The sequence below is a fragment of the Pandoraea sp. PE-S2T-3 genome (assembly GCF_002179965.1).
GTDB lineage: Bacteria > Pseudomonadota > Gammaproteobacteria > Burkholderiales > Burkholderiaceae > Pandoraea.
In genome coordinates this window covers 226,171-239,677 of the sequence record NZ_NGUQ01000011.1, presented here as the reverse complement: position 1 = coordinate 239,677, position 13,507 = coordinate 226,171, and the positions used below count along the sequence as shown (strand labels likewise).

General features: G+C 63.1%; 15 protein-coding genes. 6 read left to right on the top strand and 9 right to left on the bottom strand.

The window, feature by feature from the left end; all coding sequences use genetic code 11:
* The first annotated feature begins 138 nt into the window (after nt 1-138).
* Nucleotides 139-666 carry a GspH/FimT family pseudopilin gene (locus tag CDV46_RS08400; RefSeq protein WP_087722295.1) on the top strand — a complete coding sequence of 176 codons (528 nt, stop codon included), beginning with the start codon at nt 139-141 and terminating at the stop codon, nt 664-666.
* A 102-nt stretch (nt 667-768) separates the two neighbouring features.
* Here CDV46_RS08400 and CDV46_RS08395 read toward each other — a convergent pair whose 3' ends face one another.
* The 3 genes from CDV46_RS08395 to CDV46_RS08385 form a co-directional block, all read right to left on the bottom strand.
* Complete coding sequence (locus CDV46_RS08395) at nt 769-1,317, bottom strand: DUF3318 domain-containing protein (RefSeq protein ID WP_087691580.1); 549 nt, start codon at nt 1,315-1,317, stop codon at nt 769-771.
* A 13-nt stretch (nt 1,318-1,330) separates the two neighbouring features.
* A complete protein-coding gene (locus tag CDV46_RS08390; RefSeq protein WP_087691579.1) occupies nt 1,331-1,714 on the bottom strand; it encodes a phage holin family protein in 384 nt (127 codons plus the stop codon).
* Nucleotides 1,715-1,877: 163 nt separating this feature from the next.
* Nucleotides 1,878-2,153 carry a DUF883 family protein gene (locus tag CDV46_RS08385; protein WP_087691578.1) on the bottom strand — a complete coding sequence of 92 codons (276 nt, stop codon included), beginning with the start codon at nt 2,151-2,153 and terminating at the stop codon, nt 1,878-1,880.
* Between the two features lie 252 nt (nt 2,154-2,405).
* Here CDV46_RS08385 and CDV46_RS08380 point away from each other — a divergent pair, with 252 nt between their 5' ends.
* Nucleotides 2,406-3,044 carry a peroxiredoxin gene (locus CDV46_RS08380; protein WP_058377668.1) on the top strand — a complete coding sequence of 213 codons (639 nt, stop codon included), beginning with the start codon at nt 2,406-2,408 and terminating at the stop codon, nt 3,042-3,044.
* Nucleotides 3,045-3,359: 315 nt separating this feature from the next.
* Here CDV46_RS08380 and CDV46_RS08375 read toward each other — a convergent pair whose 3' ends face one another.
* Nucleotides 3,360-4,553 carry an acyl-CoA dehydrogenase gene (locus CDV46_RS08375; RefSeq protein ID WP_058377669.1) on the bottom strand — a complete coding sequence of 398 codons (1,194 nt, stop codon included), beginning with the start codon at nt 4,551-4,553 and terminating at the stop codon, nt 3,360-3,362.
* Nucleotides 4,554-4,756: 203 nt separating this feature from the next.
* Here CDV46_RS08375 and CDV46_RS08370 point away from each other — a divergent pair, with 203 nt between their 5' ends.
* Nucleotides 4,757-5,605, top strand: a complete 849-nt coding sequence (locus CDV46_RS08370; RefSeq protein WP_249277740.1) for an IclR family transcriptional regulator — start codon at nt 4,757-4,759, stop codon at nt 5,603-5,605.
* Between the two features lie 132 nt (nt 5,606-5,737).
* Here CDV46_RS08370 and kynA read toward each other — a convergent pair whose 3' ends face one another.
* From kynA to CDV46_RS08345, 5 genes are all read right to left on the bottom strand, one after another.
* On the bottom strand, nt 5,738-6,757 hold the full coding sequence (gene kynA, locus CDV46_RS08365; protein ID WP_087722294.1) for a tryptophan 2,3-dioxygenase: 1,020 nt from the start codon (nt 6,755-6,757) through the stop codon (nt 5,738-5,740).
* A 15-nt stretch (nt 6,758-6,772) separates the two neighbouring features.
* A complete protein-coding gene (gene kynU, locus CDV46_RS08360; RefSeq protein ID WP_087691576.1) occupies nt 6,773-8,026 on the bottom strand; it encodes a kynureninase in 1,254 nt (417 codons plus the stop codon).
* A 187-nt stretch (nt 8,027-8,213) separates the two neighbouring features.
* Nucleotides 8,214-8,873 (bottom strand): arylformamidase, encoded by a 660-nt coding sequence (kynB, locus tag CDV46_RS08355; RefSeq protein WP_087722293.1) that lies wholly within the window; start codon nt 8,871-8,873, stop codon nt 8,214-8,216.
* A gap of 323 nt (nt 8,874-9,196) precedes the next feature.
* The gene (locus CDV46_RS08350; RefSeq protein ID WP_087722292.1) at nt 9,197-9,634 is read right to left on the bottom strand and encodes a MarR family winged helix-turn-helix transcriptional regulator; all 438 of its coding nucleotides are present in this window, start codon (nt 9,632-9,634) and stop codon (nt 9,197-9,199) included.
* Between the two features lie 16 nt (nt 9,635-9,650).
* Nucleotides 9,651-10,169, bottom strand: coding sequence for a flavin reductase family protein (locus tag CDV46_RS08345; RefSeq protein ID WP_058377675.1), 519 nt, complete (start codon nt 10,167-10,169; stop codon nt 9,651-9,653).
* 160 nt (nt 10,170-10,329) lie between these two features.
* Here CDV46_RS08345 and CDV46_RS08340 point away from each other — a divergent pair, with 160 nt between their 5' ends.
* From CDV46_RS08340 to CDV46_RS08330, 3 genes are read left to right on the top strand one after another with little or no spacing between them, the layout of a single operon-like run.
* Complete coding sequence (locus CDV46_RS08340) at nt 10,330-11,376, top strand: peptidase M29 (protein ID WP_087722291.1); 1,047 nt, start codon at nt 10,330-10,332, stop codon at nt 11,374-11,376.
* Nucleotides 11,373-12,197: an alpha/beta fold hydrolase gene (locus CDV46_RS08335; protein WP_087722290.1), complete on the top strand. Its 825-nt coding sequence runs from the start codon at nt 11,373-11,375 to the stop codon at nt 12,195-12,197. Before CDV46_RS08340 ends, CDV46_RS08335 begins: the two co-directional genes overlap by 4 nt.
* 9 nt (nt 12,198-12,206) lie before the next feature.
* On the top strand, nt 12,207-13,451 hold the full coding sequence (locus tag CDV46_RS08330) for an acyl-CoA dehydrogenase family protein (RefSeq protein WP_087722289.1): 1,245 nt from the start codon (nt 12,207-12,209) through the stop codon (nt 13,449-13,451).
* The last annotated feature ends 56 nt before the right edge of the window (nt 13,452-13,507 follow it).

Sequence of the window (13,507 nt, the reverse complement as noted above, 5' to 3'; positions counted from 1 at the left end):
GCGACTGAACTGGCGTGAGGTGACGGTCTGGCAGCGTTCTTCGCCCGAGGTGCGGAATGACCGGAGTGATCGCGGCGGGCGTGGAGGGCGTGGAGGGCGTGGAGAGCAGGGCCGCTGGGGCGGTTGGGGAAGGGGACGATGATCGTAGCCAGCGATCGTCCGAAGCGTTCGCGCGGCATCACCTTGCTGGAGTGCGTGGTGGTGACGGCCGTGTTGGCGATCGCCATGCTGGCAGCCGCGCCGTCGATACAGGCGGTGCGCAATCGGGTGGCGGTCGAGATCACGGCGCGCGCGCTGCTTGCCGCGATCAATACGGCGAAAGCGGAAGCGTTGGGGCGACACCGCCGGGTGACCATCGCCCCTCACGATGGCAAGCAATGGAACAGCGGGTGGGTGACGTTCATTGACGATAACCTCAACGATCGCCACGACGCCGGCGAGCGGTACCTCGCCCGCTACGCCCCGTTGCCGAGCGGTGTGGACATCAAGACGACATGGTCGCTCTACAAGCAGCCGGTGGTGGCATTCGAAGAAAACGGATTCATGCGTGTCGAGAAGGGAGGGTGGCTATCGGGAAACATCGAGATCAGCGGCCACGAACGGTGCATTCGCATCACCTTTAACGCCTACGGGCGGCCGCGCGTGGCGATGGCTTGCGACGTATGAGTTCGACGATGACGTGAAAACACATCGGCCGACGCACGAAGCGTCGGCCGACAGGTTCAAAGCATGGGAGATGAAAGGACGAGCCTGCTAAGGACGCACGAGCTAAATGAGCGGCGGCGCCCCGCCATCGTTCGCGCCGGGCTTGGTGGTACGCGTCGAAGTCGTACTCCCGGCTGTGTTCGATTGCCCGGTGGTGGCTGTCGTTGAGGAGGCACCATCGGTGGTATCGCCCGGCGTCTTCGATTGCTGCCACATCTTGAAGCCTTGATAAGCCAGCACACCAAGGCCGCCCCACTTGAGGCCACGGCGTACGACGCGCCCGACCGGTGTATGCGACAAACCGGTCAGTGCGATGGACGCGACGGAGCTGACGAGCGGGTAGCGTTCAAGCAGGCCGCCGAGCTTCAGGCCGGAGCCGGCGAGCCCGCCAAGGCCACCGAGGCCGCTGAGCTTCGAGAGGCCGCCGGGCAGCAAATAGCGCATCCAGCGGAAATTGCGCAGGCGTTCGCGCGTGTTGTGCGTTACCTGAATCAACTCGGCGCGTTCGACGGCGATACGAGTGAGTACCAGTTCCTTTCGAATCGCCAGCAGGTCGTGACGCGAGCGCCGCGAGGGGCGCTGGCGCCGGGTGCGATTGGGTTCTAGCGGCACGGGGCGGTCTCCTTCAGTCCGGACGCAGGGCGTCGCGGTCCTTTTCGAACTCGGCCAGCGTGGCCTCGAACGGCATCGGGGCATCGCGCAGGATATTGCGTGCGCGCAGTGCGCACCACAAGGCGAGCAGCAGATACACGATGAAAATGCCGGTCATCGCCTGGAGACGATACGTGTCCCAGAACACCACGATGACCAGGGCGGTCAGCGAGACGAGCGAGAGAACGCCAAAGAGCATCGCGGCAAGGCCAAGGAAGGCCACACCCATCAGGCGCTCTTTTTCCTCGGTGAGTTCGATGCCGATCAGTTCGATGCGCGACTGGACGATCTCGAGCAACGCGCCGGCGATGCGCCGCAGCGAGGGCCGCGGCGGGGTCGTGCGATCATTGTCGGTCATGGGCTGGGCTCGGCGGGCCGCCCGAACCTTTGCGCCATGGCGCTGGGTCAGGCGAGCTCCGCTTCAGACTGAGTGGGCGAATAGCGAGTAGCGGGCAGCTAGTCAGCGGTGCTGTGAACCGTTCGCGCCGGCAACCGCCGACGCAACACTGACTGACAACAGCTTACTTGCGGTTGAGCAACAGGCCGATCACCACGCCGATACCGGCGGCGATGCCCACGGCTTGCCACGGATGATCGTGCACGTAGTCGTCGGTCACGCGGGCCGCTTGCTTGCTCTTTTCCACCACGACGACTTGCACGTCGGAGGCTTTTTCCTTCGCTTGCTTGAGCAGCGCCAATGCTTTGTCGCTCAGCTCGGATGCGCGTTCGCCGGTCGTGTTCGCGGCTTGCTTGAGCAGGTCTTCGGCGTCAGCCAATACGGTTTTGATGTCCGTCATGAACTTCTCCTAGTTGGTATGCACTTGCGACAAAGTCGTCACCCAATTGCCTTGGGAGTCAATGCAAAAAGGGCTAAGGTTGGATATGGGGGTTATCGTAACGCTTTCAACGTGTCGTTGCCAGAAAACAACAGCCGTTGCGGCGCTATATTTCCAATTCTTATTTGCAACCAATTTTTTATTCGTTCTTGCAAAGCTTAGCATCCTTTAGTCTTTACCCCACTCAGTTGAAGGATCTCAAGGAGACCGTAAATGACTTTGCGTTTGGGTGACATCGCTCCCGACTTCGAGCAGGACTCGTCGGTTGGCACTATCAAGTTTCACGAATACCTCGGCAATGGCTGGGGCGTTCTGTTCTCCCACCCGGCCGACTACACGCCGGTGTGCACGACCGAACTGGGTCTGACCGCCAAACTGAAAGGCGAGTTCGAAAAGCGTAACGTCAAGGCCATCGCTTTGTCGGTGGACGATGCCGAGTCGCACAAGGGCTGGATCAGCGACATCAACGAAACGCAGAACACCTCGGTCAACTTCCCGATCCTGGCTGACGCCGACCGCAAGGTTTCGCAGCTGTATGACATGATCCACCCGAACGCCAGCGAAACCGTGACGGTGCGCTCGTTGTTCGTGATCGATCCGAAGAAGAAGGTGCGCCTGATCATCACCTACCCGGCAAGCACGGGCCGCAACTTCGACGAAATCCTGCGCGTCATCGACTCGCTGCAACTGACCGACAACTACTCGGTCGCCACCCCGGGCAACTGGAAAGATGGCGAAGACGTGGTGATCGTGCCGTCGCTCAAGGACGAAGCCGTGCTCAAGGAAAAATTCCCGAAGGGCTACAAGGCCGTGCGTCCGTACCTGCGTCTGACGCCGCAGCCGAACAAGTAATCGGCCGTGCGTACCCGGTGGCGATGCCACCGGCGGACACAAAAAAAGCCAGCTCGAGAGAGCTGGCTTTTTGTTTTGCATGTGGATCTTCCGCCGGCTACTTGCTCGGCCATGCAGTCCGCGTCTTACCCGGTCTGCCACTAGCTTTTCAGTCGGCATGACTGCTTGTCGGGTACGCGCCGTTGCTCGGGGGATTGACGGCCCGCAACACGCGGCCTGAGAACGACGCGTACCCGACAAGTCGGGCAAAGCGCGAACCATACCGCTAGTGCATACGGTTCGCGCTTTTGATCCTGCGAGAGGATCGGCAGACGATCAGAAGAACGCCTGAATACCCGTTTGGGCCCGGCCCAGAATCAGCGCGTGGATATCGTGCGTGCCTTCGTACGTGTTGACCACTTCGAGGTTCACGAGGTGGCGCGCGATGCCGAATTCGTCCGAGATGCCGTTGCCGCCGAGCATGTCACGCGCGAGACGTGCCACGTCGAGGGCCTTGCCGCACGAGTTGCGCTTCATGATCGAGGTGATTTCGACCGCAGCCGTGCCGTCGTCCTTCATGCGACCCAGACGCAGGCAGCCTTGCAGGCCCAGCGTAATTTCGGTCTGCATGTCGGCGAGCTTCTTCTGAATCAGTTGGTTGGCGGCGAGCGGGCGGCCAAACTGTTGACGGTCGAGCACGTATTGACGTGCCGTGTGCCAGCAGTATTCGGCGGCACCCAGAGCGCCCCAGGCAATGCCATAGCGCGCCGAGTTCAGGCACGTGAACGGACCCTTCAGTCCCGAGACACCCGGCATCAGGTTTTCTTCCGGCACGAACACTTGATCCAGCACGATTTCGCCGGTGATCGACGCGCGCAAACCCACCTTGCCGTGGATTGCCGGGGCCGACAGACCCTTCCAGCCCTTTTCCAGAATAAAGCCGCGAATCTTTTCTTCGCCGTTCTCGTCAGCGAGCTTCGCCCACACGACAAAGACATCGGCGATCGGCGAATTGGTGATCCACATCTTGCTGCCGCTCAGCTCGAAGCCACCGGCGACCTTCTTCGCGCGGGTGATCATGCCGGCCGGGTCCGAGCCGTGGTTCGGTTCGGTCAGGCCGAAACAGCCGATCCACTCGCCGCTGGCCAGCTTCGGCAGGTACTTCTGCTTCTGTGCTTCGCTGCCGAATTCATAGATCGGCACCATCACGAGCGACGACTGCACCGACATCATCGAGCGGTAACCCGAGTCGACACGCTCCACTTCGCGCGCGATCAGACCGTACGCCACGTAGCTCAGGCCCGGGCCGCCATACTCCTCGGGAATCGTCGGGCCGAGCAGGCCGATTTCACCCATTTCGCGGAAGATCGCGGCGTCGGTGCGTTCGTGACGGAATGCCTCGAGCACGCGCGGCATGAGCTTGTCGTTCGAGTACGCCGCAGCGGCGTCACGAATCATGCGCTCGTCGCTGGTGAGCTGTGCGTCGAGCAACAGCGGATCTTCCCAATGAAATTGTGCGTTGCCTGCCATGACCTATCTCCTCCGATGTCCTCGAAAAACAGTCTCGCGACCTGTGTCGATTCAGCGAGTTTGCGGAAATCGACGTCTTGACGAAAGTTCCGCAATGCGGAACAATGTTCTGAAATCGAAGTTAGTTTAACACTAAAGTTTTTTGTCGGGCAACGGCTGGTGCGTGCACCGGCCGTCCTTTATTTCTTGACGCGGAGTGTGCGATGGCTGTGGTCAAAACGTCTTTGTCTGCCTTTGCCGGGGCGCCGGCGCATGGTGTGCCGCCGTCGCATGATGAGCGCAAGTTCGTGACGGCGCTCGCGCGGGGCCTTGAGTTACTGCGGGCATTCGGTCCTGACGACGCATTGCTCGGCAACCGCGACTTTGCGGCGCGCACCGGGTTGCCGAAGGCGACCGTGAGCCGGCTGGCGTACACGCTCACCGAACTGGGCTATCTGCGTTACGACGTCGATCTTGGCAAATACGCACTCGACGCCGGTGTGCTGGCACTCGGCTACGCCTTCCTGAACGGCACGGACATGTTGACGCTTGCACGTCCGCATATGCGCGCGCTGGCGAAGGAAATGGGGTGTTCGATTTCGCTCGGCTGTCGCGAGGGACTCGACATGATGTACCTCGAAACCATCCGCAGCGACGCCGCGCACCTCACGCTGGGGCTGACGGCCGGCTCACGCCTGTCCATGCTGACGAGTTCGATGGGGCGCGTCTACCTCGCGGTGATGACGCCGACCGAGCGCGAGACCATGCTGGCCGACCTGCACGACGCTTACGACGCCAATCCGGCGGCGCTGCGCAATATTGGCTGGGCTGCGCTGGAGGCGAGCGTGGAGAAGGGGCTGGAGTCGTACAAGCGCGAAGGCTGCTGCTACTCGTTTCGCGAGTGGCACGAGGGGGTGAACGCGGTGGCGGTCCCGCTGCGCGACGTGCGGCAGAACCGATGGCTGGCCATCAGTTGCAGCGGCCCGTCGTCATCGATTCCCGACGCGGTGTTCCGCGACGAAATCGGCCCGCGATTGAAACAACTGGCGGCGCGCCTGACCGGGCAGGCGTAATCAACAGATCGCCAAATCACCACGGCCCGGATGTCCGACTGAACGATCCGGGCCGTCGATAGAACAATGCCGGCAGCAACGCCACCGGCATCAACAACCTCACTGCCGCATTACAACCACCTCACGGCAAGCTCACAGCAACGTACGCACGTGCCAAAGCTCCGGGAACAGCACCACATCGAGCATCTTGCGCAGATAAGGGGCACCGTTCGTACCCCCCGTCCCTTGCTTGAAGCCGATGATGCGCTCGACGGTCGTCACGTGACGGAAGCGCCACTGACGGAACGCATCTTCGAGATCGACCAGTTCCTCGGCCATCTCGTAAAGCTCCCAGTGCTGCGACGGGTTGCGATACACCTCAAGCCAGGCCGCCTCCACGCTCTCGTCATGCGGCGTCGGCAATGTCCAGTCGCGATCGAGCCGCGCCGGGGAAATTGCAAAACCGCGACGCGCCAGCAAACGCACCACCTCGTCGTAGAACGACGGCGCGTTCAGCGCCGCTTCCACTAGCTTGAACAAGTCCGGCCGATGCTCGTGAGGCTTGAGCATCGCCGCGTTCTTGTTGCCCAGCATGAACTCGAGAATGCGGTACTGGTACGACTGGAAGCCCGATGAGCTACCCAGCGACGGACGCATCGACGAATACTCCGATGGCGTCATCGTTGCGAGCACGCTCCACGCCTGTACCAACTGCTCAAGAATGCGCGACACACGAGCGAGCATCTTGAACGCAGGCGGCAGCGCGTCGTTGTGCACCGCCGTGCGCGCAGCCTGCAACTCGTAGAGCGCCAGCTTCATCCACAACTCGCTCGTCTGATGCTGAATGATGAACAGCATCTCGTTGTGATCGGTCGAGCGCGGATGTTGCGCATTGAGAATCGGATCGAGCGACAGATAGTCGCCGTAGCTCATGCTCTTCGAGAAGTCGAGCTTGGCGTCGTGCCATTGCGAGTCGCCCGCAGAGGCAGACGACGAAGCAGTCGACGAAGCAGTCGACGATGCGGTCGACGCCGCAGCAGCACTGCCCGCCGCCGGTGCGTCGGCCGATGCGCCGTGTCCGAACGGGCAACCGCCCTGCGGCGCATCAGGCGCTTGTGACGCCTTGCCCGGGAGGTCATGCACGTTGCTGGCGGGGGTAGAGGTCTTTGTCATGCGTACTGCTCCTGCTTAGGTCACCGTGCCACGGCGATGGAATTCGGGCTTGTCCCACGAACCGGTGGTGAGCACGTCGCGCAGAATCTCGACCGAGTCCCACACATCGGCAAAGCTCGTGTACAGCGGCGTCATGCCGAAGCGCATGATGCGCGGCTCGCGGTAGTCACCGATCACGCCACGGGCGATCAGCGCCTGAATCACGGCAAAACCTTCCGGATGCTCGAAGCTCACCTGCGAACCACGGTCGGCGTGGTTGCGCGGCGTCACCAGCGTGAGCGGGAACTCGGCGCAACGTTCTTCCACCAGCTTGATGAACAGGTCCGTGAGGGCTAGCGACTTGCGGCGCAGTGCTTCCATCGACGTTTGCGCAAAGATGTCCAGACCGCATTGCACGAGCGCGAGCGAGACGATCGGTTGCGTGCCGCAGAGGTAGCGGCCGATACCGTCGTCCGGCGTGTATTCCGGCGTCATGGCAAACGGCGTGCGGTGACCCCACCAGCCCGACAGCGGTTGCCAGAACGTGTCCTGATGACGCTTGTTCACCCACACGAATGCGGGTGAGCCCGGGCCGCCGTTCAGATACTTGTACGTGCAACCCACGGCGTAGTCGGCGTTCGCGCCGTTCAGGTCGACCGGCACGGCGCCGGCCGAATGGCACAGGTCCCACACGGCGAGTGCGCCGGCGGCGTGAATCTCGGCCGTGCGCGCCGCCATGTCGTACATCGCGCCCGTGCGGTAGTTCACGTGCGTGAGCAGTACCACGGCCACGTCATCGCCCAACGCGCCCACCAGTTCGGCCGGCGAGTCGATCAGGCGCAGCGAATAGCCGTCGTCGAGCAGGCGCGTGAGGCCTTGCACGATGTACAGATCGGTCGGGAAGTTGCTGCGCTCGGAGACGACCACCTTGCGTTGCGGTGCGCGCGTACGTTGCGCATCGAGCGCAGCAGCCATCACCTTGAAGAGGTTGCTCGACGTCGTGTCGGTCACCACCACTTCACCCTTGCCGGCACCGACGATCGGTGCCATCGCATCGCCGAGCGTGCGCGGCAGCGCAAACCAGTTGGCATCGTTCCAGCTGCGAATCAGGCCGTTGCCCCATTCACCGGTAATCACTTCTTGCGCGCGCTTGGCCGAGGCGATCGGACGCGCACCCAGTGAGTTGCCATCGAGATAGATCACGCCCTGCGGCAGGTCGAATTGTGCGCGCAGCGGGGCAAGCGGATCGGCCGCGTCGAGGGCCAAACAGTCATTGCGGGAAGACGTCATGGTGTCAGGTATTGAATAAAGACAATGCGTTAAAAATCGAAAAGGTTTGTGAAGTGCAAGGTCATCGTCGCCACGCTCGGCGGGTTCGCCGCGTGACGACGATGTCCTTCGTACGGCCCGCGTCAGTCCTTCATTTCATCCGTTCGAGAAGGACCGCGCGTGGCTCTGTGTGTGTTTGTCAGGCGTTTCAGATGAGCGAGCGCAACACGGCGCGCACGGGGCTCGCATCGAGCCGCATGAACTTGAGCGGCAGCGCAATCAATTCGTAATCGGCCGGGGCAATCGCATCGAGCACGAGTCCTTCGAGAATCGCCATGCGATGCGCGCGAATGCGATGGTGCGCATCCATCGTTTTGCTTTCCTGCGGATCGAGCGACGGCGTGTCGATGCCTACGAGCTTTACGCCGTGCGAGGCGAGCAGATCGATCGTCTCGGCAGCGACGGCACAAAACGCGCTGTCCCAACGAGACACCGGCGCTTGTTGGTACGTCCGCAGCAACACGCGCGGCGGCACGTCGGCCAGATGCGCGGCAACCATGTCCGGCGTGACCACCGGCGAAGCGCCGAGGCAATGGATCACGCGGCAGGGCCCCAGATAGGTTTCCAGCGCCACCTCGCCGATGCACGCACCGTCCTCGTCGTAATGACGCGGGGCATCGGCATGCGCGCCCGTGTGCGGCGACAGGGTGATGCGTCCGACATTGACGGGGCACCCGGGGCCGATCTGCCACACCGCTTCTTCCGAAAACGGCGTGTCGCCCGGCCAGACCGGTGTGTCGGTCGAGAGCGGGGGGCTGATATCCCACACGCGACGCGTGTCGGTGCGGTGGTTGTGGGGTGCGGTCATGGCCTTGCTCAAATACAAGATTCGATACAGGGCATCTTAGAAGAATTCGCGTTGCAAGTGCTTGCGTATTCGCTGGCTGCGGCGAGCGCATTCGCCGCCGTACAAACGCTTTTATGGATTATTCGACAGAAAATTCGACAATATGGCGAAGTGGTCGAATTTATAACCAATCGTGCCGTGTCGTTTAGGACAGCGCCGTGTCAGGTCCGGAATGGACCCAAGCAGAGGATCTGGCGTGAGGGAGGGAGGTGCTGAAGGGCTCGCCGTGGGTGCCGGGCGGCACCGGCCAATGCGATCCAGCACAGACCAAAGCTGCGAACGCGTCAGCGCGCCATTTCGTCGATGAGCCGACGCAGCGTGTCCTTGAGTTGCGACGACTGCTCGGCGCCGAAGCGTGCAAGCACACCGGCTTCATGGTGGCGCGCACTGACCAGCAGCGGCGCAACGCGCTCGCGACCCGCATCGGTCAGCGAGACGAGCGACTGGCGCCGGTCGGTCGGGCTTTCGCCGCGCACCACGTCGCCGGTGGCCTCCAGCCGGTCGATGACCTTGGTCACCGTCGGCTGCTTGGCGAGCACGATATCGGCCAGTTGATTGATAGTGCGCGCCTGCCCGTCGGAGAGCGTGGCCAACACGCGCCACTCGGATACCCCCAGACCGGCAGCCGCGACTTCGCGATGAAACTCATCGGAGACGAGCGCACTCGCGCGGGCGAGCAGATACGCCAGATAGTCGTCGACAAACGGCACGCCCGCTCCCATCCCCATGACCCCGCGCCTACCCGAGCGACTGCGGCTTGTGGAAGCCGCCGGCGTGGAAGACGAGCGGCATGCGATTGGCCACATCGGCGTGCACACCGCAACGTTCCACTTCGCCCACGAAGATGACGTGATCGCCTTCGTCGTAGCGGCTGCGGTTATGACACTCGAACCACGCGAGGGCACCGTCGAGCACCGGCGTGCCTGACGCCGAGAGCGTGTACGGCACCCCCGCGAAACGGTCGCCCTTCATCGTGGCAAAGCGCTGGCAGATGTCGAGTTGATCGGCCGCCAGCACATTCACGGCGTAGTGCGAGTTCTCGCGAAACACCGGCATGCTGCCCGCGCGCGTCGCGAGGCTCCACAGAATGAGCGGCGGCGTCAGCGACACCGAATTGAAGGAGCTTGCCGTAATACCGATGAGCGAGCCGTCGTCGGCGCGCGTGGTAATGACCGTGACGCCCGTGGCAAATTGCCCGAGTGCCTGGCGAAAGGCGGCGTTGTCGAAATCTGGCGCCGTGGCGCGTTTGGCGTTCACTGTCCCTGCACTCCCGTCGGGCAAATTTGATCGGGTTGATTTGTATGAATATTCATATACTATGGCACGAACAACAGATCGACAAGACGCGTGACGGCCGACGATGTGCCATGGGGCATGGGCCCCTGGCAGGCGGGAGGTCAGACGCTCAGGAGACGATATGCTGATCGAGCGAATCGAGCATAAGTGGATCGACGTATTTGCCGAGACCTTGCGGCGCTGCGACATACAACCCGGTGATGTGGTGGCGATTGTAGCTGAAACGCAATCCCGGCCTGTCAATGTGGAATTAGCCGAACTCGCCGCTCAGGCGCTCGGCGCGAGGCCTTTCCGACTGGTCGTGCCGAGCCCGCGCGTGAGCGCGCCGGTGCCCGTGCGCTCCACCGGCGCCAGCGATGCACTAGGGCAGCTTGCCCCTGTCGTGGCGGCCCTCAAGGGGGCGGCGCTGGTCGTCGACTGCACCGTGGAAGGGCTGCTGCACGCCCCCGAACTGCCCGAGATTCTGGGCGGCGGCGCGCGCGTGCTGATGGTCTCGAACGAACACCCCGAAATTCTGGAACGCTGTGCCACCGACCCGGCATTGGAGCCGAAAGTGCGCGCCGCGATCAAGCGTTTGCGCAGTGCAGCAGAAATGCACGTCACCTCGAAAGCCGGTACCGATTTGCGCATCAGTTTGCGTGACGCGCGCGTCGGCGGTGTCTGGGGCTGGTGCGCGAAACCGGGACAAGTGGCGCACTGGCCGGGCGGTCTCGCACTGGCATTCCCCGCCGCACACAGCGTCAACGGTCAACTCGTGCTGGCACCCGGTGACATCAATCTCACGTTCAAACAGTACTTGCGCGACCGCATCGCGCTCACGGTCGAAGACGATTACGTCGTCGAGATCGAGGGCGAAGGCGTCGACGTCGATCTCATGCGCGAGTACTTCGCCGCGTGGGGCGACCGCGACGCCTACGCGGTGTCGCATGTCGGTTTCGGCCTGAACCAACGTGCCCGCTGGGATGCGCTCGCCTGTTACGACAAACGCGACTGCAACGGCACCGAGCAACGCGCTTTCGCCGGTAACTTCCTCTATTCGACTGGGGCGAACGAGGTCGCGGGGCGTCATACGCTGGGTCACTTCGATCTGCCGTTGCGCCGCTGCACCATTGCGCTCGACGGCGACGTCGTCGTACGCGACGGATTACTGCAAGGCGAGTTCGCATGACGGCCGCCAGCACGCCGGCGCCCGCCTTCCGATCGGCGGGCGAGGGGCCTCTGACACTGGTGCTGTTGCACGGCATCGGTGGCAATCGCAACGTCTGGCCGGCGCAATTTGACACCTTTACGCGCGACGGGCATCGCGTCGTCGCCTGGGACATGCCCGGCTACGGCGAGAGCCCGATGCCCGCAATCGCCACGATGGCCGCGCTGGCCGACAGCCTGCGCGCCTTGCTCGATGCTTTGACGAAGACAGGCGCTTCGCGCTTCGTACTCGTCGGGCACAGCATGGGCGGCATGGTGGCGCAGGAACTGATGGCACGCGGCGAACCGTCCACGCGCGATGTGGCGGCGCTGGTGCTCTGCGGCACATCGCCCGCGTTCGGCAAACCGGATGGCGATTTTCAGCGCGAATTCGTGCGTCAGCGCACCGCGCCGCTCGATGCGGGCAAGACACTGCGCCAGATGGCCGAAGCCATTGTGCCCGGCATGCTGGGTGAGCCCGACGAAGCGACACGCGCAAGCGCCCACGCCATTGCCGTGGACGCCATGGGCGCACTCACGCCCGATGCGTATCGCGCGGCGTTGCAGGCGCTCGTCGGTTTCGAGCAACGTGCGGCGCTCGCGCGTCTCGCCGTGCCGGTGCTGCTCATTGCCGGCGAACACGACACGAATGCCCCGCCTAAGGTGATGGCGCGCATGGCGGAAGCGATCGTCAATGCCCCCACCGTTCGTTACGTCTGCCTGCCCCGCGCGGGCCATCTGATGAATCTGACGCATGCGACGCCGTTCGACGTCGAAGTGCGCGCTTTCCTCGCAACACTCTAGGAGACAACCGTGGCCTATCAGCCCCCTTCGATCGTCGGCGAACACTATCCGCTCACCGACAAGCAACGTCGTCTGCTGGCGCTCGCCGAGCAGGTGGGACGCGAGTCACTCGCGCCGCGCGCCGCGCGCTGGGACCGTGAAGCGACGTTCCCGTTCGAGAACTACGACGACATGCGTGCCGCCGGGCTGCTCAAGCTCTGCATTCCCGAAGCACAAGGCGGGCTGGGGGCGGACTTCGCCACGTACATGATGGTGTCGGCCGAACTGGGCCGTCACTGCGGCGCGACTGCGCTCACGTTCAACATGCATACGTGTTCGATGATGTGGACCGGCATTCTGGCCGACGATCTCGACATGACCGAGGAACAGCGCGTCGAACACGCCCGCTACCGCGAGCATCATTTCGCCCGCGTGACGAAAGATGGCGCGGTCTACGCGCAGCCGTTCTCCGAAGGCAGCGCGGCCGCCGCAGGCAAGGCCCCGTTCGGCACCACGGCCACCAAGGTCGATGGCGGCTGGATGATCAACGGCCGCAAGATCTTCGCGTCGCTCTCGGGGGCCGCCAACTACTACGGCGTGCTTTGTACCGAAGACAAGCCCGAGCTGTCGATGAAAGACACGATGTATATCGCCGTGCCGGGCGACGCGCCGGGCGTGACGGTCACCGGCGACTGGGACCCGCTGGGCATGCGCGGCACGGTCTCGCGCACGCTGTTGTTCAAAGACGTGTTCGTGGCGGACGAACTGCAACTGATGCCGCGCGGCGTCTACTATCAGGCGGCGAGCCGCTGGCCGCACATGTTCATGACGCTCGCGCCTACTTACATGGGCATCGCGCAGGCGGCCTATGATTTCACCGTGAAATACCTGCGCGGCGAAGCCGAGGGCATGGGCGCACCGATCAAGCGCCGTATGTATCCGACCAAGCAGATCGCGGTGGCGCAGATGCACATCATGCTCGAGCAGACGCGCGCACTTTTCCTGCGTGCGTTGCAGGACGGCCGCGCCGACCCGGGCAAGGAAGCGCGCCTGCGTGCCTACGCTGCGCAATACACGATCATGGAGAACGCCAACGAGATGTGCCGTCTGGCGATTCGCACGTGCGGCGGACAGTCGATGCTCAAGACGCTGCCACTCGAACGGATGTATCGCGACTCGCGTTGCGGCGCGCTGATGCTGCCGTGGACGGCCGAACTCTGCCTCGATCGCATTGGCCGTGAAGCGCTTTACGAACCGGGCGAACGCGACGAATAAGCCGCACGAATCAGTGGCACGAACAAGTCGCACCAATAAGCGGCACTTTGCAAGCT